Genomic DNA, 20,793 nt, shown 5'->3' on the forward strand with positions numbered 1-20,793 from the left:
GTTGAATCCTACAAAAAAAACGACGATAACGCAGTTAAGGAAGATTCTAAGTCCTCAGCTTTCAAACCGGGAGAATGGCTAAAATTCAGGGTGCACTATGGCTTTTTAAACGCAAGTTATGCCACATTGCACGTGAAGAATACTATGATAGACAGTATTCCGGTATATCACGTAGTGGGCAGGGGGAAAACAACTGGTTTCGCAAGCATTTTTTTTAAAGTTGATGATACCTATGAAAGCTATTTTGACAAAAAGGATGGCAAACCTTACCGCTTTGTCAGGAAGTTATATGAAGGTGGCTACACAAAGGACGTGGAAATAAATTTTGATCACGAAAAAGAAGTAGCGGTTCTAAATGATAAAAAGAACGATAAAAAACTTAATTTTACCCTACAGGACAGTGTTCAGGATCTTATTTCGGCATTTTATTATTTAAGAAATAACTATGAATTTGATGATTTGGTCGAGGGAGAGGCTTTGGAACTTAAAGTTCTTTATGACGATGACGGTATATATAGGTTTAAACTGAGATATTTGGGTAAGGAAATAATTAAAACAAAATTTGGTAAAGTAGAATGCCTTAAATTTCAGCCTTTGGTGCAATCCGGACGCGTTTTTAAAGAACAGGAAAGTTTAGCTTTATGGGTGTCAAATGATTCGAACAAAATACCAATAAGGATCAAAGCGAATCTTACGGTGGGAGCAATTTCGGCAGATTTGGATGGGTACAATGGTTTAAAACACCAGTTCAAAATAATAATGGACTAAACAAATATGAAAAATAAGGAGCGCTTAGAATCCCAAATATTAAAACTAGAAGAAAAATATAAGGATTCGGGTCAGGATTTAAGCTCTTACTTAGATGGCCTATTGTACCAACGTTACCTTACCTACTGGGATTATATTCATCTCGATACGCTTTTGAGTTTGCAGGTCCCCCGAACACATTTCCCCGATGAGGAAATATTTATCATGTATCATCAAATCACAGAACTATATTTTAAGCTAATACTACACGAAGAAAAACAAATTGTAGATGATAAATCCCAAAATGTGGATTTCTTTATTGAAAAATTAAATCGCATTAATAATTATTACAAAGCATTAATTTCTTCCTTTAGTATTATGATTCATGGGATGGAACGTGAACAATTTCTTCAATATAGAATGGCATTGTTGCCCGCCAGTGGATTTCAATCTGCTCAATATAGGACAATAGAGATTTATGCAACGCCTCTGGAACACTTGGTGTTTCCTCCAAAAAGAAAAGAATTTTCTAAAAAAAACAGTATTGAAGAGCTATATGAACAAATCTATTGGAAAAAGGGAGCGACTGATAAAAGTACCGGTGAAAAGACCCTTACCCTTAAACAATTTGAATACAGGTATACTCCCAGATTTATACGAATTGCCAAACAGTTGAAAAACAATACGATATATCACAAATATTTAAATTTACCAGATGAAGGCAGGCATAATAAAGTGCTAATTAAGGCGTTAAAAATAATGGACATAAATGCAAATATAAATTGGCCTTTGATGCATTTGGGATCAGCCCATAGATATCTAAACAAAGAGAACACTTCAATTGAGGCCACCGGGGGAACTAATTGGAAGGAATATTTGCCTCCAAGTTTTCAAAAGGTTGTATTTTTTCCAAATTTGTATTCAAAACAAGAGTTAAATAATTGGGGAAAACAATGGGTGGACCATATCTTTAACCCTGAAAAAATTGAAAACTAACCATGTATAAATATTGGGGCACATTTTTATTACTTAGTATATTTATTTCCTGCAGGCAAGTTCAAACCGACAAAGAAGTTGGTGCGGTTGAAGATATCATAATCTCAAATGAATTATCCACTGATAAACAATTCGGATTTAATCTTGAAGACTATTTAGTAGTACGCGATACAGTAAAACGCGGAGATAGTTTTGGAGAATTAATGATTAAAAATAAAGTGGATTATCCTAAAATCGCTAAAGTATCTGAGGATTATAGGGATACTTTTGATGTTCGCAAAATTAGAGTAGGCAAACCTTATCTTATACTAAAATCAAAAGATACCACAGAGGGGGCTCAGGTTTTTATTTACCAGAACGACCTAATAAACTATACAGTGGTTGATTTTCGCGACTCCGTTCTGGCCTATAAAGATCGTAAGCAGGTAAAATTTGTACAAAAAGAAGCGGCGGGAATAATTGAGACTTCACTTTCTGAGGCAATATTGGATCAGGGGATAGATTATAATGTTACCAATGACCTCTCCGAAATTTATGCCTGGACCATAGATTTTTTTCGATTGCAAAAGGGAGATAAATTTAAGGTTATCTATAAGGAAAAGTATATCAACGATACTATTTATGCAGGGGCTGAGCCCATTGAATCTGCCTATTTTGAGCATAATGGAACACCGCTATATGCATTCGCCTATGAATCGGATTCCCTTAAAAATATAGTTGATTACTTTGACGACGAGGCAAATAATCTTAGAAGGACTTTTTTGAGAGCACCTGTAAAATTTAGTAGAATTTCATCCCGTTATAATCTAAAGAGAAAAATTCGTTACTATGGATATAAAGTAAGACCACACCGGGGTACTGACTATGCTGCACCGGTTGGAACCCCTATAATGGCAACGGCCGATGGCACCGTTACTGAATCTACAAGAAAAGGGGGAAATGGTAAATATGTAAAAATCAGGCATAATGGTACGTACAGTACTCAATATCTCCATATGAGAAAGCAAAAAGTTAAGCGAGGAGAGTTTGTCAGACAGGGAGATGTTATCGGATGGGTTGGAATGACGGGAAATACCGGAGGTCCGCACGTGTGTTATCGTTTTTGGAAAAATGGCCGTCAGGTTGATCCCTTCAGGGAAAAATTGCCTGCCGCAGAACCTCTTCCTGAAGAGGTAAGAATAGATTATTTCAAATTCATTAGCCCACAAAAAGCGCAATTAGATTGTATAGAATTTCCGGAAAAACCCGATGAAGAATTGCTAACACTTAACTAACTCAATGCCATTACTGAACACTAACCCAACAACTACTGCTGCCTGGAAACTGCTTGGAGAGAATTTTAAAGAAACAAAAAGCCTACAACTTAAGGACCTCTTTGCTGTCGACAAGGAACGCGCCACAAAATTCACATTAAGATTTCAGGAATTTATTGTTGATTATTCCAAGAACAGAATAACAGATGAAACCTTATCACTTTTATTGCAACTTGCAGAAGAGGTAAATTTAGAGGATGCCATTGAAAAAGTATTCAATGGTGACCCTATTAACCAGACCGAAGGCAGAGCCGTTCTTCATACGGCCCTTAGAGCAAAAAAAACTGAAACGGTAATGGTCTCAGGGGTTAATATTATCCCTGAAGTTTATCGAATAAAGGAACAGCTGCGTCAATTCTCTGAAGATGTAATCAATGGGCAAAGGAAAGGCTATACGGGTAAAGCGTTTACAGATATTGTAAATATAGGCATTGGAGGATCCGATTTGGGACCCTTAATGGTCACGGAGGCTTTAAAATATTACAAAAATCACTTGCGTACTCATTTTGTTAGTAATGTAGATGGAGATCATGTCTATGAGATCTTAAAGGAACTGAATCCGGAGACTACGCTGTTCATTATTGTTTCTAAAACGTTTACTACTCAGGAAACACTTAGTAACGCCAATACAATTAGAAAGTGGTTTTTAAAATCTGCAACAGATAGAGATGTAGCAAAACATTTTGCTGCCGTTTCTACAAATACTAAAAAGATTAGTGAATTTGGAATAGGTGATGAAAATGTATTTCCCATGTGGGATTGGGTAGGTGGAAGGTTTTCTCTTTGGAGTGCAGTAGGCTTATCAATATCGCTGGCTATAGGATATGAGAATTTTGAAGATCTATTGTCAGGAGCAAATGAAATGGACACTCATTTTAGGACTGCGAGTTTTGATGAAAATATTCCGGTTATACTTGCTCTCTTAAGTATTTGGTATAATAATTTCTACGAAGCAGAAACAGAAGCCATTATTCCGTATACCCAATATCTAAATAGATTTTCTGCCTATCTGCAGCAAGGTATGATGGAAAGTAATGGCAAGAGTGTGGACCGTGACGGCAATTTTATTAACTACCAGACAGGAACTATTATTTGGGGTGAACCGGGAACAAATGCACAGCACGCTTTCTTTCAATTAATACATCAGGGAACAAAATTAATACCTGCAGATTTCATTGGATTTAAGGAATCATTGCATGGAGATTCTGATCATCACAATAAATTGATGGCCAATTTTTTTGCACAGACCGAGGCGCTAATGAATGGCAAAACCGCGGATGAAGTTAGGCAGGAATTAGAATCTAAAGAAATGACGGTAAATGAAATCGAAGCTCTTGTTCCTTTCAAAACTTTTGAAGGAAATAAACCTACAAATACATTATTAATAGATAAACTTACCCCCAAAACATTAGGAATGTTAATTGCCATGTATGAGCACAAAATTTTCGTACAGGGTATTGTTTGGAACATATACAGTTTTGATCAATGGGGTGTTGAATTAGGAAAGCAACTTGCTTCCAGAATATTGAAAGACATCAATAATTCTGATATTGCCAAACATGATAGTTCTACATTAAATCTTTTGCATTTTTTTAAGAATTAAATTGGCTCTTTCATAATTCGAAAATTCTCTTTAAAATAACGCTGATATTTATCAATTAGTTGTCAAACTAGTGTTAAGTTTGTTATTGGTTTTTTAACATTACCTTAATGCCTATGTGCCTTATATACAGCACATTTGCAGGATTAATCAAAATAAATTAACACTTAGTAAAATGAAAAAAATCTACTTTGGCTTAATTGCTTTTTTAGTGTCAGCTATGGCATTTTCACAGGGTGTTACTACCTCATCTATAGGAGGGAAAGTAACAGATAATACTGGAGAACCCTTACCAGGAGCAACAATTGTTGCTGTTCATGTTCCTTCGGGATCAAAATATGGAGCTGCCACAGATTTTGATGGCTTTTACAGGATTTCGAATATGAGATCCGGGGGCCCTTATAGAATTACTATTTCCTATGTTGGTTTTACCGATTTTGTAAGCGAAAATGTAAACTTGACATTAGGACAGTCCAGCAGAATAAGTGCCGAATTATCTGAGTCGGCCACAGCGCTCGATGAGGTCGTTGTAACCGGGGTAAGTGATGGAGTTTTCAGCTCAAGTAAAACAGGTACGGAAACTAATGTCTCACAAAGGGATATTCAGACATTACCCTCTGCCTCCCGTTCCCTTGCCGATTTTGTAAGGATTACACCTCAGGCACAGCTTACTGAGGGCAATGATGGTTTTTCTATTTCGCTTGCGGGTCAAAACAACAGGTACAATGCAATTTATATTGATGGAGCTGTAAACAATGACGTATTTGGATTGGCTGGATCAGGCACAAATGGGGGTCAAACAGGCGTAAATCCGTTCTCCGTGGATGCTATTGAGACCTTCCAGGTAAATATTGCACCTTTTGATGTAAGGCAATCAGGATTCTCCGGAGGATCTATTAACGCTATTACCAGATCTGGTTCCAATGAATTTAGTGGTTCTGCATACGGTTTTATCAGAAATCAGGATCTTGTTGGAAAAACACCACCCGATTTGGTAGGTGATGATGAGCAAAGAGAAAAAGTATCCGATTTTAGCGCCTATACATACGGCTTAAGATTGGGAGGGCCTATTGTAAAGGACAAGCTGTTCTTTTTTGTAAACTACGAAAGACAAGATGAAGAAACACCCCAGCCTTTTAATTTCAGTAATTATACGGGGAACTCAACACTTGCAGATATTGACGGACTTTCGAATTTCTTGCAATCTACTTATGGCTATGACCCAGGTATCTTTGATAACAACACAAGGACACTTACAAGTAATAAACTTGTGGCAAAAATAGATTGGAACATAAATCAGGATCACAAGATTTCTTTGAGGCATAGTTATGTCAAAGCTGAGAATCTTGAAGCTCGTAGCTCTGGGAATAGAAATATTGGATTTATCAATGGTTCAGAAGAATTTATCACATCCACAAATTCAACTGCCTTGGAATGGAGTTCAAGGTATGGGGATAAATTTGCCAATAACTTTGTTTTAGGCTATACCCGCGTTAGGGATGACAGGGATCCGTCCGGAGTTCCATTCCCAACTGTAGATATACAGGATGGCGGAGGTACAATTTCTTTTGGGGCTGAACCTTTTTCAACAGCTAACTTACTGGATCAGGATGTTTTTACAATTACCAATAATTTTGATGTTTATGCTGGCAGGCATACATTTACTTTTGGTACTAACCTCGAATTTGCAAAAGTTAAAAACTTATTTTTTGCCTTTAACTATGGGGATTACACTTTTGAAGACCAATTTGATGATGCCGGGACGCTACTTTCCAGTGGTTTGAATCAGTTTTTAACTATCCAAAATAGCGATGTTTACCAGCATGGATATTCTTTGGTAGGAGATGGTACTGTTGGGGATGAATCGGACGGCGCATCAGAATTCGATACCTTCCAACTTGGTCTTTACGTTCAGGATGAGATACAGGTATCAGACAATTTAAAGGCAACCTTAGGTTTCCGGGTAGACATACCTTATTGGTCAGACGGTCCTGTTAATGAAGATTTTAATACAAGAACCGTTGGATTGCTTGAAGCTGCCGGCAAAAATTTACAAGGCGCCAGAGTTGGACAGGGTATAAGCCCAACAGCTATGATTGCGCCCCGCGTTGGATTTAACTGGGATGTTGATGGTAACAATACTACACAAATAAGAGGTGGGTTAGGTGTGTTTACATCCAGACTTCCGCTGGTATGGCCAGGAGGCACCTATAACAATAATGGAGTGACAGGAGGCTTTATGTTTGAATTTGATCAGCCTTTTGAACCGGACGTAAACAATCAGTTTAAAGATCCTCTTCCTGGCACTGGTGGTGTTGGGGGTAATATAGATTTAATTTCCAAAGACTTTAAACTGCCTCAGGTTGTTAAGTACAATATTGCAATAGATCAGAAATTGCCTCTTTGGGGATTGATAGCTTCCGCAGATTTTCTTTATACAGATGTTATTACAGATATCTATTATGAGAATTTAAATCTTAAAGGTCCTGTTGGATTCTATTCTGGAGCAGATAACCGACCATTTTATGATCGAGGGGATTTAATTGATGGCACATACGGGGGAATTTATTTGGCCTCCAATACCGGTGGAGGTGATGCCACCAACTTTACTTTCTCGTTGAGAAAACCGTTTGAGAATGGTTTTGCCGGACAGGTATCCTATTCATGGGGTGATTCTTTTAAGGTTTTTGACGGCACTTCTTCACAGAATAGCTCTCAATGGAGAAACATACAAACTGTTAATGGTAAAAATTCCAATTTACCGGTTAGTCGTTCAGATTTTGCATTGGGAAACAGAGTAACTGCGAATGTTAGTTATGAAGTTAGATGGAATGAAAATGTCAAAACAACTTTTGGTGTTTTTTATGATGGGTCACAATCCCAACCTTATAGTTTTACCTATAGGGAAGGACGCGACTTGTTAAATGATGATTCTCGAGACAATGCATTGATGTATATTCCGGCATCTCAAGACGAAATAGTTTTTTCAGGCGATCCTGCTGAACAGGCGGCTAAATGGCAACAATTGGATACTTTTATCAACAGCGTTGATTATTTAAGAGAAAACAGAGGAAGCTACGCTGAGAGAAATGGCTCTCGGGGCCCATGGAGTAATATTATTGATTTGAAATTTCTTCAGGATTTTTCCTTTGATGTAGGTGGTAAAAAGAATACCATTCAAATTTCTGCAGATATTTTTAATTTCACTAATCTTGTGAATAAGGATTGGGGAAAGAAAAAATTTGTTAGACAGAATGTAAGCCCGCTTACTACTGTTTCTACTGGTGATATACCAACATTCGATATTAATTCCGGTGTTATTAATGATGATGGATCACCGAATATTGTTGAATTGGACGATTCAGGATTGCAGTCTTCCAGATGGCAAATGCAACTGGGATTACGTTATATATTTAATTAAGTATATCCAAAATTGAATAGAAAAGCCCCAACATTTTTGTTGGGGCTTTTTAATTGCTAAAAATCCGTATTTTTAGAAAAAATAAATCAGTATGGAAATTTTACAAACGGCTCATTCTTACCTGGCTTATGTGGTTCTTGCAATTCTCTTTATTGCAGTAGCTAATGCAATTACGGGTTTAATGGGCAACAGAATGTTTACATTGGAAAAGGATTTTAGGATAAGTCTTTTTGCCCTTATACTTTCACATATACAATTAATTTTGGGTCTTATCCTGTTTTTTGTTTCATCCAATGGCTTTGCTGCAATTAAAGAACTTGGAATGGGCGGTTTAAATTCGGCCGCGAGACTTTTAGCAGTGGAACACCCTTTTATCAATATAATAGCGATAATTTTAATCACTATTGGCTGGTCTCGCCATAAAAAGTTTATGGAGGCTAAAAAGAAATTTAAAACAATAGCCATTTTTTACGGTCTTGGTCTTGTACTCATCTTGAGTAGAATACCGTGGGGGCAGTGGTTTAATTAAACGATATAAATTATGAAATTAATCAATACGCTGGTAATCCTGTTTTGTAGTATAGTAGCTCTGGCGCAGGAACAATCTTTATTTAACGGGAAAGATCTTTCCGGGTGGACTATTTACGGTACAGAAAAATGGTATGTGGAAGATGGTTTATTGGTTTCTGAAAGTGGCCCTGACGCTCAATACGGTTATTTGGCAACAGATAAACATTACAAGGACTTTACACTTACATTGGAATTTTTTCAGGAAGCGGATGGTAACAGCGGGGTGTTTATAAGGTCTACGGTCGATGGAACCAAAGTTAGTGGTTGGCAGGTAGAAGTTGCTCCAAAAGGACATCATACCGGAGGAGTTTATGAATCCTATGGCAGGGGCTGGTTAATAAAACCTGAAGCCGAAAAAGAGGAAGTACTTAAAGAAGGTGCCTGGAATACCATGAAAATCAGGGTTATGGGAGATGAGCTTGTTTCCTGGCTCAATGGAGTGGAAATGGTTTCCATTAAAGATGATAAAATTGGTGAGGGAGAAGGCTCTATAGCATTGCAGATTCACGATGGCGGGGGAATAAAGGTGAAATGGAGAAATATTAAAATTACCACTCCGGAGTAAATCCTAATCCACTTTTTTTATTAAAAAAGCATACACCGGGAAATGATCACTATACCCGCCGGTGTATCTTCCTGCTACATGGGTGCGAAACGGATAGCCTTTATACTTCCCTGTTTTATTCATTAAGAATGATGGGTGATAGATACCCGCTTTCCAAAATGTATATGAATTCCTATTTTCATTTATAAGATTTTTAGAGAGTAGAATTTGGTCGAACAAACTCCACTGATCTCTATAGGCGAGAGACCCGTCACCTTTATTATATAGGGCTTCCATTGGATTAAAGAAAGCAGGACTTTTTGCATTCTCCATATCAGACAATATCAGCGTATTTTTTATACTGTTATCGGTAGGATTATCATTAAAATCCCCCATACTAATTATTTTGGCATCAATGTTAAGTCTCATCAGAGAGTCTATTATTCTTCTGTTGAGTCTAGCAGCCGCTTTTCTGTAAGGCCTGCTTCTTGCTGCTCCTCCACTACGGGAAGGCCAATGATTAACTATAATATATAGTTCTTCGCCCTCTAATAATCCACCTACTAACAGCTGATCTCTGGTGTAGTCTCGCTCATCAGAATCATTAAATATCAAAAGTCTGTGACTCTTAAATGACATTGGAATAAATCGGCTGCCTTTATATATTAGTGCCACATCAATACCTCTCTCATCCGGTGAATCATAATGAATAATATTGTAATCGTAAGGCCTAAGAAATGGATGTTTTACCAAGTCCTCTATTACTTTCAAATTTTCAACCTCACAAAGACCTATTATATCAGGGCAAGTAAGTGTAGTTGATTGTCCAATCTTTGAAAGCACTTCAGCTATATGAGTTATTTTAAGCCTATAACGATCTAAGGTCCAATTATAATTTCCTTCCGGCGTCATTTCATCATCAAAGTACAATGAATCGTTAACCGTATCAAAAAGGTTTTCAACATTATAGAAAGCGATAGTGCGAATACTATACCGGTCCTCTTTTTGCGATTGAGCAATATTTGATAAAAGAATAAAAATCAAAAATAGATGCTTAGAAACCATAGGGTTTTATTGTCTCTAACAATTACAAGGTTTTATTTATGGCAAGTTATACCTGAGTGCCGCATGCAAAATGCAGCGAGTAAGAATACTTTGTGTCTGAACCTTATGGAAATTTGTATGCGATTTATCCACTGTATTTTTATAGTCTTTTTATTTTTTCAAATACTTAATGGCCAACAAATAAGTATAAACGGGAGTGTATGGGATGCACAGAGTGGTCGGGCAATTTCTTATGCGGCTATAGAAATTGAGGGTACTTCACTAAAAGCATATACTGATAAGGAAGGGAGGTTTGAAATAATCACAACTTTAAACGGGGCATTCATTTTAGCCATAAAGACCAAGGAATATATTGTAAAAAGGCTTCCTGTGGACATCTCTCTAAACGAAATAAAGTTGGGTCGAATATTAATGGAAAAAGATGTTTCTATTGATCAAAATGATATTTTAATAACACTGACTGATAACCAAATTATTGATGGGGAATTAGAGGGAGGAAGTTTGGGGATGTTAACAGCTACGCAGGATGTCTTTTTAAACCGTGCTGCTTTTGATTTTGGGCAGGCTTTTTTTAAAGTGAGGGGCTACGACTCCCGAAATGGTAGTATATTAATAAATGGAGTCCTAATGAATAAACTGCGTGATGGGAGGCCACAATGGAACAATTGGGGTGGTCTAAATGATGTATTGAGGAACCAGGATTTTTATTTAGGATTACAGGCATCTCCATATCGGTTTGGAGGCCTTCTGGGAATTACTAATATAGACACAAGACCATCAGGACTTCGCCCTGGATTTAGATTGTCTGGTTCCCTTTCTAACCGGACTTATTCCGGGCGTATTATGGCAAGTTATACCTCCAGGAGGACTAAGGGTAATTTTATCTATTCTCTTGCAGCCTCTAGAAGATGGGCAAAGGAAGGTTTTATAAACGGAACAATGTATGATGCCTTTTCCGTATATGGCGCAATGGAGTATCAATTCAATACTAATAATAGTTTACTTTTTACGGGAATTCTTTCTTCCAATCGCCGTGGCAGTTCTGCAGCTATAACCGAAGAGGTATATCACTTAGCCGGAAATAAGTACAACCCCAATTGGGGCTTTCAGAACGGAGACTATCGCAATTCAAGGGAACGCAAAATTATGGAGCCTATAGTTATGATTAACTATTACGGTAAATTTCGAAAACTTCGTATCAATGCAGGAATTTCTTACCAATCTGGCAGCTTTTCAAAAAGTAGGATAGGTTATTTTAATGCTCCTAATCCGGACCCCACCTATTTTAGATATTTACCTAGTTTTTACATAAATAGCCCTATTGGCGCGAATTTTTTAAATGCTAATCTGGCTAAAAAAGCTTTTTTGTTAAATCCTCAATTACAATGGGAAAATCTTTATAGAGCAAATTCAACAAACTCAGAAAATGGTCTGGCCGCATATATTTTATATGACGATACTAGCGCGGACAAACAATTAACTCTAAATACTACCTTTAATATTAAGCCTAATGATGTGATTTCTATAGACATGAATTTGTCTTTTAGGAACACTATTTCCAATAGCTTTGCTAAAATCAGTGATCTGTTAGGGGCAGATTATCATGCAGATAGAGATCCTTTTTCAGAAACTCGAAATGATGTAAATGGGCAATTAAAAAAGGGTAAGGGAGATACCTTTAATTATGATTACACGCTCAATTATCAAGTATTTGATGCTTTTGCCCAGATGAGTATGCTTAAAAGTAAATGGAACTTTTTCATAGCGGCTAACTATACCAATTCAAGGAACCAGAGAAATGGATATTTTTTAAATGAACGCTTCCCCGAAAATTCAATGGGAAAAAGTAAGCCCGTTCAATTCAGTAATTATGGGATTAAAGGCGGATTTACTTATAAATTTAATGGGAGACAATGGATTATTACAAATGGAATACTCTTAAATAGAGCCCCTTTACTGGTAAATACCTTTATAAACCCGAGGGAGAACAATGCAATCGTCCCCAATTTAAATAGCGAGAAAATCACGAGTTTTGATATAAATTACGTTACCAGGTTTCCAAACCTTATTGGAAGATTAACCTGTTTTTATACTCGTTTTCAAAAGCTTACTGATATTAATTTTTTCTTTGTTGATGCAGGAGTAGGTTCAGATTTTGTACAAGAAGTAATTACTGATCTTGATAAACTTAATATGGGAATAGAGTTGGGTTTGTCTTATCAGCTATCTTCATCTGTAAATTTATCTGCGGCCTTTGCCCTGGGGAAGCATGTTTATGCCAGTGATCCCAATCTGGCAATAAATTTTGATACTGCAGGGGATGAAGATGATTTAATCAATATTGAAGGAACAAAAGACTTGGGAATAGCAAAAATTAAAAACTATAAACTACCAACCGGACCCCAAAGGGCACTTTCTTTGGGAGTGGAATACAGAGATCCCAAGTTCTGGTGGATTAGTACCAAAATCAATTATCTGTCTGATAATTACGCCAGTATATCAGCTATAAGAAGAACCAGGAGTTTTTATTTGAATCCCGAGACAGGTCAACCATTTGATAGTGCCACACCGGATAATGTTGATAGAATCTTAAAGCAAAAACCTTTGGGTGATATTTATCTCTTAAATCTTGTAGGAGGTAAATCCTGGTTGCTCAATGGTAAATACCTAAGTGTATTTGTGGGTGTAAACAATGTATTTAATACAGTTTTTAGAACCGGAGGTTATGAGCAAAATAGAAATGGTAATTACAGACAATTAGTTCAGGACAATTTGAGTGGTTCACCATCATTTGGCCCTAAATATTGGTTTGGTTATGGACGGACTTATTTTTTGAACCTTGCCATAAGCTTTTAAGATAAAACAGAGTCAACTAAATGGATATGAATAGTTATTAAAATGAAAAGCACAAAGAAATTTAAACCAGCTTTTTTGCTAAAATATTATTGTTTGCTTTTAATTTTCAGTTGTGTAAAGGATCCTGATTTTAAGAGCCCGGAAACCCCCTGTGATAATCAATTAATGGCTAATGTTACTTTTGATAAGGTCAAAAATTTATTTGAAGGAGAAGTAATTCAAATACAACAAGATTTAGTAATTGAGGGTTATGTTATCTCATCAGATCAGGCGGGAAATTTTTTTAGCACACTTCATATACAAGATGATCCAATAAACGCAACAGCAGGCTTTCAAATAGATATAGACCTCAGGGATTCTTACTTATTTTATGAGTTGGGAAGAAAAGTTTATATTAAACTGAAGGGGCTATATTTAGGGAAGAGTAAAGGTGTTTACAAGCTGGGAGGCGTGTTCACGTCTTTTGGGAATTTAAGTATAGGAAGGCTGCCAGCTACGGCGGTATGGGATCATCTGTTTCTTTCATGTGATCCCATTAGTAATTTGGTTCCTAAAATTATCTCCATATCAGAACTAAGCGAAGACTTAATAAGCACTTTAATACAACTGGAAAATTTGGAGGTAATAGCGGAGGAACAAAGCTTAACTTTTGCTCTTCCGGAGGAGGAAACCGTAAGGAATCTCACGGATTGCAATGGTGGTATGATTGAATTATTAAATAGTGGATATTCAGATTTTCAGGATACAATATTACCTTCGGGTAATGGATCCCTAACTGCGGTTCTTTACAGAGAAAATAATGATTATCAGTTAATCATTCGCAAATTAAATGATATGGATATGCAAAATGAAGGTTGTGCAGATTCAGAAGTTCTTTTGACATCTGACCAAATATTTATATCTGAGATAGCTGATCCCAATAATAATGCTGAAGCCCGATTTATTGAACTTTACAACGCGGGTAACAATCAAATTCAATTAGATGGTTGGTTTTTATTAAGATACACGAATGCTAATGTTACTTCAGGATCTGAAATAAATCTTTCAGGGATAATAATAGATTCAAATAGCACCTTGGTTTTCTCACCAAACGCAATGGAATTTGAAACTATATACGGTTTTCCTCCTGATTTTGAACTAGGAACCAATAGCCCGGCAGATTCTAATGGCGATGACAATTTAGTACTGATAGACCCTTTTGGAACTGTAATTGATATCTTTGGAGTCATAGGAGAAGATGGTTCCGGCACAAATCATGAATTTGAGGATGGAAAAGCCGAAAGGAATATAAATATTATGACCGGGAACTCTGTCTTTACATTTAGTGAATGGACCATTTATAATGATACAGGAGGTTCCGAGACTTTAAATTTACCACAGAATGCACCTGAAGATTATTCACCGGGAATACGATAATTTATTAATAACTGTAACCATTTGTATGATCCAATAGTGGTAGTTTTTTTATACATTTAATTCTTATGGAAGACACAGTTACAACTTTTTTCAACGAAATAAGAAAAGGAAATATTGAAACAGTTAAAGAATTGGTTACAGAATTCCCTTACCTGGTAAATTCTTTAGATCAGAGGGGATCAACTCCTTTAATTCTTGCAACATATTATGATCATAGAGCGATTGGGAACTTCCTACTGGACCAGGGAGCTAAAATTGATGCTAAAGATGCTTCCGGTAATACTGCGCTAATGGGGACTAGTTTTAAAGGCTTAATCCAAATAGCCAAGGATTTAATAAACAGAGGGGCCAATGTAAATGTCAGGAATGAGATGGGTGGCACTTGTCTAATTTATGCTGCTACCTTTAATAAGGAAGAATTAGTAAAGCTGTTACTGGAATATGGCGCAGATACATCCATGAAAGATACACGGGGAAATACAGCCCTGGATCATGCTAAAATGCAGGGATTCCCAGGTATTATATCTCTTCTGGACAAAAATGATATTTTGTAATGATTGAGCAAAATATACTTAAAATAGCGTTGATACAAACCGCATTAATATGGGAGAATCCTTTGGAGAATAGACATTTGTTTTCCGAAAAAATAAGGGAGATTCCAAACGATACGGATATGATTATCCTGCCAGAAATGTTCACAACCGGATTTACCATGAATCCGGAAAGAGTAAATGCCAAGGAGGGAGAAATTACCGTAAAATGGATGAAAGAAACAGCCAGAGAAAAAAACATGGCTTTGGTTGGGAGTATTTCATTTAAGAAAAAAAACAACTTTACAAACCGCCTTTTTTTTATATATCCTGACGGTACATCCAAGAGCTATGATAAGAAACATACTTTTACATTTGCCGGAGAGGATAAGGTATATGGTTCAGGGACAAAGAGATTGGTAATTTCTTATAAAGGATTCCGTATTTGCCCTTTAATATGCTATGACCTTAGATTTCCGGTATGGTCGAGATATAAAGGAGATTATAATGTTTTGCTTTTTGTGGCCAATTGGCCTGAACCCAGAATTGAAGCCTGGGATACCTTATTGAAAGCAAGGGCTATTGAAAACATGAGCTATTGTATTGGGGTTAATAGATTGGGTGAGGATAATAATACACATAGATACCCTGGCCATTCAGCCCTATATGACCCTTTGGGAAATCAGATAGTTTTCTCTAAAAAAGATGAGGTTCTCTATGCTTCATTAAGCTTGAAACATTTAAAGGATTTAAGGGCCCGATTTAAATTTTTAGAGGATAGAGATCATTTTAGTCTAAAACAGTAAATGTTTCAATTTTTTCCCAATTGGCCCGCATTTCAATAACACTTGGGTAGTAGATAATTTTTTCTGGTTGAATCTTCTTTAAATAATTTCCTGTATCCCATTTCCCATTTCCATTGCTATCAAAAATAATCCGGACAAGATAATTTCCGGGCTCAAGGGTATTAAAATCCAGGGCCTTCGCTTCGGACACATATATTTCCCTGTATAATTTCTCTTTTGCATCGGTTAATTGTACTATAATGGGATAAGTTATTTCACCTGCTAAATTCAAGCGCAAATTGCCAAAATCAGCATACCCGCCGGTAGATAATCTATAGTTAATGGTATCATTAGTTTCCCCGAAGAAGTCTGTAATAGAATTAGGAAGCAAATTTAGAAAATAGATCTCATCAGCCTCTTTTTCAAAGTCCATAAGCATCCGGTTTTTTGCGGTGTCTAATTGAGCTTTGAAATTAACTGCTATGGTATCCCTGTTGAAAATAGCCATCTTTGTTGTGTCTATAGCAACAACCGGAATACTGGATGTGATAAAGAATTCATCAGCGAAGTTTATTTTGCTTCGATGACTGGGACTAAGCATTAAAGAATCGGCAGCCAGTTTTCTTGTTTTTACCGTAAACGTATCAATTTTCCTCAATCTCTCATTAGTCACCTTAAAAATGATAGAATCTATTTCAAAAGGGGTGAACCAATAGTTAAGCGTATCTTTTTCAGGATCTTTGACAACAAGAGTGCTTATAGAATCGGGGAATTCCGTTAAAGCTTCAATATCTAATTTTACATCACCACCAGAATAGCCAAATATAATTTTGTTAGCCGCCGCATAATTTGGTGTCTTTAAACTATAGTTAGGGATCTCTTTAAAAAGATTAAGAAGATAAACAGTATCCGTTGGCAGTGATACGGTGTCTTCAATAAAGCCTATTTTATCAGTATTCTGATCGAATACATTGTTTTTAGATTCATCTTTGATAGCAATAATGGCATATTTTCCCGCTTTGAGGTATTTAAGTTGGAAGATAGTGGTACTATCAAGCGTATTTGTTATATAATTGGGAGGTTTATTAAAGGTTGTTGAATCGGTATACGCAGTATCTATTTCGTATAACATAACACTGATAAACTCATCTGCTTTTTTATTGAAGGCATCTTTAACTACCCCCGATACCGTTAATGAATCAATATAGGTGCCTGTAGAAAAAACATATGTTAAGAAGCTGTTCGGATTTCCCTCATTATTATCTACGATACTCTGTCCGAAATTTAAAGTATAGGTTGTATTTTCCAACAAAGTATCTTTTAAAATGATTTCTACATATTTGCTGGCCCCTCCCTGAGGTGTAACTTCAGGATTATATTTTAGAGGGGGAGATACGATAAGCTGATTTTGAACATCCTCCAATTTGATATATTCATCAAAATAGAGTTTGATTTTTTTTGCCTTGAATTCAGTAGTAAGGTTTTCAGGTTCTGCCTTTAATAAAACCGGAGGTGTATTGTCTTTGGGTCCACCAGTAGGAGTTCCTCTCCTGGCACATTGTAAAGCGGCCAGAACAACTGCAATTAGAAAAAAAAAGGATAAAATACGCTGTATTCGAGGCATTAGATTTTTCTATAAGGCAAAGAAACAATTAATTTAAAGAATTGTGAAATTAAGGAACAACCGCCATTGCAGCAACTGAAACAGTAACATCTTTCGCCTCTTTTATGGCCCGGGCACAAGCTTCTATTGTAGCACCGGTAGTAATCACATCATCAATCAATAATACATTTTTGTTAGATAAAAAATCTGGATTAGTCACTTTGTAAAGATCTGGCATACTCCTCCAGCGATAAAACCTGTTTTTTTTTGTTTGGGTACGCGTATTGGCTGTTTTAACAAGAATATGCTCCATATAACCAGCATTAAGATGGTCTGCAATTCTTTTTGCAAATCCGGATACTTGATTATACCCTCGTTTTTTGAGCTTTATTTTATGTAATGGAACAGGTATTACAATATCAATATAGTCTAGTGCGTTACTTTCTTTTAGAACCTGGCCATACCAGTCCCCTAAAAATTGCCCTATTTGAGGTTGATTTTTATACTTTAAAAAGTGGATTAAATTTTTAACAATCCCTTGATCTGAATAAAAAAGGAACGCAGAGGCCTTTTTTATGTCAATTCGGCCATAAAATATTGTATCCACTGCATTTTGCTCAATAAAATCGTATTCGGTAAGTGGTATTTGGTTCCGACAAAGTGTACACAAGAGCTGCTCTCCTCGATATAATTGAACATTACATCCAAAACACAACCTCGGTAGAAGTACCGTGTTGATATCATTTATTATATTTGAAAGCTTGGAAAAGTACAAATCTTTAATAAACCTAATCTTATTTACTTAGCCTATCTGAATGGATATTCAAGATAATAAATTTAACTATAAGATCATACTTGCTGCATTAGTTGCGGTAATTATAGGCATATTAATTGCTTTCTACTATAGTTATGCCCAATCCAGAACTCAAATAAACTACCTGGAAGATGAAAAAGGGCTGCTTGTAAAGGATTTAACCCTTATGAAGACTGAAGTAGACCGCCTTTCTGCGCTTAATGAGGTCAACGAAATAGAATTACAAGATTCCAGATATCGTGTTCAGCAACTGTTGGATTCTGTAGGTAGACTCAACTTTACCGTTGCCAAATTAAAGGAATACAAGAAAGAGCTTCGTGAATTGGAAGTAAAACACGATAGTCTTAAACTTAAAAACAATTTTCTTAAGTACAATAATATGTTACTCTCCGATAAATATGAGGAGACTCGCAAAATGATTGAAGAATTAAGGGGCAAAAGTAGTTCGCTTGCAGAAGCGGAAGCATTGTTACGTGAGAAAAATAAAGAGCTTAACAAGGAATTGCGAATAAAGAGTTATTTAAAATTGCAAAATTCCGAAGGAAGTGGCTTTAGATTGCGAAGCGCTAAACCCATTAAAACTACCAAGGCATCAACTATTGAAAAGCTCAGAGGATGTGTAACTATAATAGGAAACCCTAATGATAGAAACAATGAAAAGATTATTTACTTTCAGTTTCTTGGTCCTAATATGGGCGTTATAGAGGACAATGCAAATATTATTTCAGTAAATGGAAATATTTACAGTAAAAGGGTGGAACTTATATCCGCCGGAGATGATATTAGTGTATGTGATTTTATTACAATTCCTGAAGGTTCGTTGGAACCTGGCACCTACACCCTTAATGTTTTTGAAGATGAAAAACTACTGTCATCTTCAGAATTTCAATTGAAATAAAGGCTGTTTTTTTTGTGTTATTCCATTTTATTTCAAAGTCTTAAAAATTAAATGCCATAATATTCTATTTTTGCCAGATGGCAAATCAAGAAGACATCTTTAGAAAGGTAATCTCACATGCTAAGGAATATGGCTATGTGGTGCAATCAAGCGAAATATATGATGGTTTGAGTGCTGTGTACGACTATACTCAGAACGGAGCAGAACTAAAAAAAAATATTAAAGAATACTGGTGGAAGGCCATGGTGCAGATGCATGAGAATATTGTTGGTATTGATGCCGCAATTTTTATGCACCCTACTACCTGGAAAGCATCCGGGCATGTTGATGCTTTTAATGATCCGCTTATAGATAACAAAGATTCTAAAAAAAGATATCGTGCAGATGTATTGGTTGAGGACTATGTTGCCAAAATTGAAGCAAAAATTGATAAGGAAGTTCAAAAAGCTCTAAAACGATTTGGTGAGTCATTCGACAAAGACCAATTTCTGACAACTAATCCACGCGTTTTGGCCTATCGGGAAAAAGCGCAGAGTATACTCAAACGCCTGGGCAGATCTTTGGAAGCTGAAGATTTAGAGGATGTTAAGAATCTAATCGAAGAGTTGGAAATAGTTTGCCCCGTTTCAGGGTCTAAAAACTGGACAGATGTTAAACAATTTAATTTAATGTTTGGAACAAAATTAGGGGCTTCTGCGGAAAATGCCACTGATCTTTATTTAAGACCTGAAACAGCCCAGGGCATATTCGTAAATTTTCTTAATGTTCAAAAATCCGGGCGTCTGAAAATACCATTTGGGATAGCACAAATTGGTAAGGCGTTCAGAAATGAAATTGTTGCAAGGCAATTTATATTCAGGATGAGGGAATTTGAACAAATGGAGATGCAATTCTTTATTAAACCGGGAACACAGATAGAATGGTATGAAAAGTGGAAAAAATTACGCATGAAGTGGCATTTATCTCTGGGGATGGGTGAGGAGAATTATCGTTTTCACGACCATGAAAAACTGGCGCATTACGCCGATGCTGCAACTGACATCGAATTTAAGTTTCCGTTTGGATTCAAAGAACTTGAAGGGATACACTCCAGAACAGATTTTGATCTTGCGAGCCATGAAAAATATTCAGGGAAAAAATTGCAATATTTTGATCCGGAGATCAATGAGAATTATGTGCCATACGTAGTGGAGACTTCCATTGGGGTAGATAGAATGTTTCTTGCTGTTTTTTCCAATTCCCTAAAGGAAGAGGAATTAGAGAATGGAACTACGCGAACGGTATTAAAAATTCCGGCGGTACTTGCGCCTACCAAAGCAGCTGTTCTGCCACTTGTTAAAAAGGATGGATTACCCGAAATAGCACATAAAATTATTGATGATCTGAAATGGGATTTCAACGTGGTCTATGATGAAAAAGATGCCGTAGGGCGGAGATATAGAAGGCAAGATGCTGCCGGGACGCCTTTTTGCATTACCGTGGATCATCAAACTCTGGAAGACGAAACAGTTACCATTCGCAATAGAGATACCATGGAACAGAAGAGAATAGCCTTAGGTGCTGTTAATGAAACTATAGCCAAAGAAGTTGGAATAAGGAACTGGTTGAAAAAAACGGAATAAAGTCTTATTCAAA

The 20,793-nt window shown here is 36.5% G+C and carries 16 protein-coding genes; 13 read left to right on the forward strand and 3 right to left on the reverse strand.

Features of this window, described 5'->3' with window-relative positions; translation table 11 throughout:
• From WBM60_RS08055 to WBM60_RS08085, 7 genes are all read left to right on the forward strand, one after another.
• On the forward strand, positions 1–768 hold a 768-nt coding region (locus tag WBM60_RS08055; RefSeq protein ID WP_424282950.1), incomplete at its 5' end, for a DUF3108 domain-containing protein.
• 6 nt (positions 769–774) lie between these two features.
• Entirely contained in the window at positions 775–1,743 is a 969-nt protein-coding gene (locus WBM60_RS08060) for a tryptophan 2,3-dioxygenase family protein (RefSeq protein WP_424278885.1), read from the forward strand.
• Positions 1,744–1,745: 2 nt separating this feature from the next.
• Positions 1,746–3,017 (forward strand): peptidoglycan DD-metalloendopeptidase family protein, encoded by a 1,272-nt coding sequence (locus WBM60_RS08065; RefSeq protein ID WP_424262941.1) that lies wholly within the window; start codon positions 1,746–1,748, stop codon positions 3,015–3,017.
• Between the two features lie 4 nt (positions 3,018–3,021).
• Positions 3,022–4,659, forward strand: coding sequence for a glucose-6-phosphate isomerase (gene pgi / locus WBM60_RS08070; protein ID WP_424262943.1), 1,638 nt, complete (start codon positions 3,022–3,024; stop codon positions 4,657–4,659).
• A gap of 172 nt (positions 4,660–4,831) precedes the next feature.
• Positions 4,832–8,077 carry a TonB-dependent receptor gene (locus tag WBM60_RS08075; RefSeq protein WP_424277540.1) on the forward strand — a complete coding sequence of 1,082 codons (3,246 nt, stop codon included), beginning with the start codon at positions 4,832–4,834 and terminating at the stop codon, positions 8,075–8,077.
• A 91-nt stretch (positions 8,078–8,168) separates the two neighbouring features.
• Entirely contained in the window at positions 8,169–8,606 is a 438-nt protein-coding gene (locus WBM60_RS08080) for a hypothetical protein (RefSeq protein WP_424259634.1), read from the forward strand.
• Positions 8,607–8,618: 12 nt separating this feature from the next.
• Positions 8,619–9,212: a 3-keto-disaccharide hydrolase gene (locus tag WBM60_RS08085; RefSeq protein ID WP_424259633.1), complete on the forward strand. Its 594-nt coding sequence runs from the start codon at positions 8,619–8,621 to the stop codon at positions 9,210–9,212.
• A 3-nt stretch (positions 9,213–9,215) separates the two neighbouring features.
• On the opposite strand, the gene WBM60_RS08090 is transcribed toward WBM60_RS08085, so the two are convergent.
• Positions 9,216–10,256: an endonuclease/exonuclease/phosphatase family protein gene (locus WBM60_RS08090; RefSeq protein WP_424277539.1), complete on the reverse strand. Its 1,041-nt coding sequence runs from the start codon at positions 10,254–10,256 to the stop codon at positions 9,216–9,218.
• Positions 10,257–10,373: 117 nt separating this feature from the next.
• Here WBM60_RS08090 and WBM60_RS08095 point away from each other — a divergent pair, with 117 nt between their 5' ends.
• The 4 genes from WBM60_RS08095 to WBM60_RS08110 all read left to right on the forward strand — a co-directional run bounded on the left by WBM60_RS08095 (position 10,374) and on the right by WBM60_RS08110 (position 15,864).
• Complete coding sequence (locus WBM60_RS08095) at positions 10,374–13,112, forward strand: carboxypeptidase-like regulatory domain-containing protein (RefSeq protein WP_424282951.1); 2,739 nt, start codon at positions 10,374–10,376, stop codon at positions 13,110–13,112.
• A 93-nt stretch (positions 13,113–13,205) separates the two neighbouring features.
• Positions 13,206–14,528, forward strand: coding sequence for a DUF5689 domain-containing protein (locus tag WBM60_RS08100; protein WP_424259630.1), 1,323 nt, complete (start codon positions 13,206–13,208; stop codon positions 14,526–14,528).
• Between the two features lie 65 nt (positions 14,529–14,593).
• Positions 14,594–15,082 carry an ankyrin repeat domain-containing protein gene (locus WBM60_RS08105; protein WP_424259629.1) on the forward strand — a complete coding sequence of 163 codons (489 nt, stop codon included), beginning with the start codon at positions 14,594–14,596 and terminating at the stop codon, positions 15,080–15,082.
• Complete coding sequence (locus tag WBM60_RS08110) at positions 15,082–15,864, forward strand: amidohydrolase (RefSeq protein WP_424259628.1); 783 nt, start codon at positions 15,082–15,084, stop codon at positions 15,862–15,864. Before WBM60_RS08105 ends, WBM60_RS08110 begins: the two co-directional genes overlap by 1 nt.
• On the opposite strand, the gene WBM60_RS08115 is transcribed toward WBM60_RS08110, so the two are convergent.
• Together WBM60_RS08115 and WBM60_RS08120 are read right to left on the reverse strand one after the other, a co-directional pair.
• Complete coding sequence (locus WBM60_RS08115; protein WP_424259627.1) at positions 15,848–17,467, reverse strand: Ig-like domain-containing protein; 1,620 nt, start codon at positions 17,465–17,467, stop codon at positions 15,848–15,850. The two genes, WBM60_RS08110 and WBM60_RS08115, sit on opposite strands and share 17 nt — an antisense overlap.
• 49 nt (positions 17,468–17,516) lie before the next feature.
• Entirely contained in the window at positions 17,517–18,053 is a 537-nt protein-coding gene (locus WBM60_RS08120; protein WP_424259626.1) for a ComF family protein, read from the reverse strand.
• 208 nt (positions 18,054–18,261) lie between these two features.
• On the opposite strand from WBM60_RS08120, the gene WBM60_RS08125 reads away from it, so the two are divergent.
• Together WBM60_RS08125 and WBM60_RS08130 are read left to right on the forward strand one after the other, a co-directional pair.
• Positions 18,262–19,158: a hypothetical protein gene (locus WBM60_RS08125; RefSeq protein WP_424277537.1), complete on the forward strand. Its 897-nt coding sequence runs from the start codon at positions 18,262–18,264 to the stop codon at positions 19,156–19,158.
• 77 nt (positions 19,159–19,235) lie between these two features.
• A complete protein-coding gene (locus WBM60_RS08130) occupies positions 19,236–20,780 on the forward strand; it encodes a glycine--tRNA ligase (protein ID WP_424259623.1) in 1,545 nt (514 codons plus the stop codon).
• Positions 20,781–20,793 lie beyond the last annotated feature (13 nt).

It is taken from the genome of Eudoraea sp., from assembly GCF_049669105.1.
In the GTDB taxonomy this organism is placed as follows: Bacteria; Bacteroidota; Bacteroidia; order Flavobacteriales; family Flavobacteriaceae; genus Eudoraea.

What these genes read in the sequence shown, in the direction of transcription:
- WBM60_RS08060 (WP_424278885.1), top strand. Translation starts at nt 775, where the DNA reads ATGAAAAATAAGGAGCGCTTAGAATCCCAAATATTAAAACTAGAAGAA.
- WBM60_RS08065 (WP_424262941.1), top strand. Translation starts at nt 1,746, where the DNA reads ATGTATAAATATTGGGGCACATTTTTATTACTTAGTATATTTATTTCC.
- pgi (WP_424262943.1), top strand. Translation starts at nt 3,022, where the DNA reads ATGCCATTACTGAACACTAACCCAACAACTACTGCTGCCTGGAAACTG.
- WBM60_RS08075 (WP_424277540.1), top strand. Translation starts at nt 4,832, where the DNA reads ATGAAAAAAATCTACTTTGGCTTAATTGCTTTTTTAGTGTCAGCTATG.
- WBM60_RS08080 (WP_424259634.1), top strand. Translation starts at nt 8,169, where the DNA reads ATGGAAATTTTACAAACGGCTCATTCTTACCTGGCTTATGTGGTTCTT.
- WBM60_RS08085 (WP_424259633.1), top strand. Translation starts at nt 8,619, where the DNA reads ATGAAATTAATCAATACGCTGGTAATCCTGTTTTGTAGTATAGTAGCT.
- WBM60_RS08090 (WP_424277539.1), bottom strand. Translation starts at nt 10,256, where the DNA reads ATGGTTTCTAAGCATCTATTTTTGATTTTTATTCTTTTATCAAATATT.
- WBM60_RS08095 (WP_424282951.1), top strand. Translation starts at nt 10,374, where the DNA reads ATGCGATTTATCCACTGTATTTTTATAGTCTTTTTATTTTTTCAAATA.
- WBM60_RS08105 (WP_424259629.1), top strand. Translation starts at nt 14,594, where the DNA reads ATGGAAGACACAGTTACAACTTTTTTCAACGAAATAAGAAAAGGAAAT.
- WBM60_RS08110 (WP_424259628.1), top strand. Translation starts at nt 15,082, where the DNA reads ATGATTGAGCAAAATATACTTAAAATAGCGTTGATACAAACCGCATTA.
- WBM60_RS08115 (WP_424259627.1), bottom strand. Translation starts at nt 17,467, where the DNA reads ATGCCTCGAATACAGCGTATTTTATCCTTTTTTTTTCTAATTGCAGTT.
- WBM60_RS08125 (WP_424277537.1), top strand. Translation starts at nt 18,262, where the DNA reads ATGGATATTCAAGATAATAAATTTAACTATAAGATCATACTTGCTGCA.
- WBM60_RS08130 (WP_424259623.1), top strand. Translation starts at nt 19,236, where the DNA reads ATGGCAAATCAAGAAGACATCTTTAGAAAGGTAATCTCACATGCTAAG.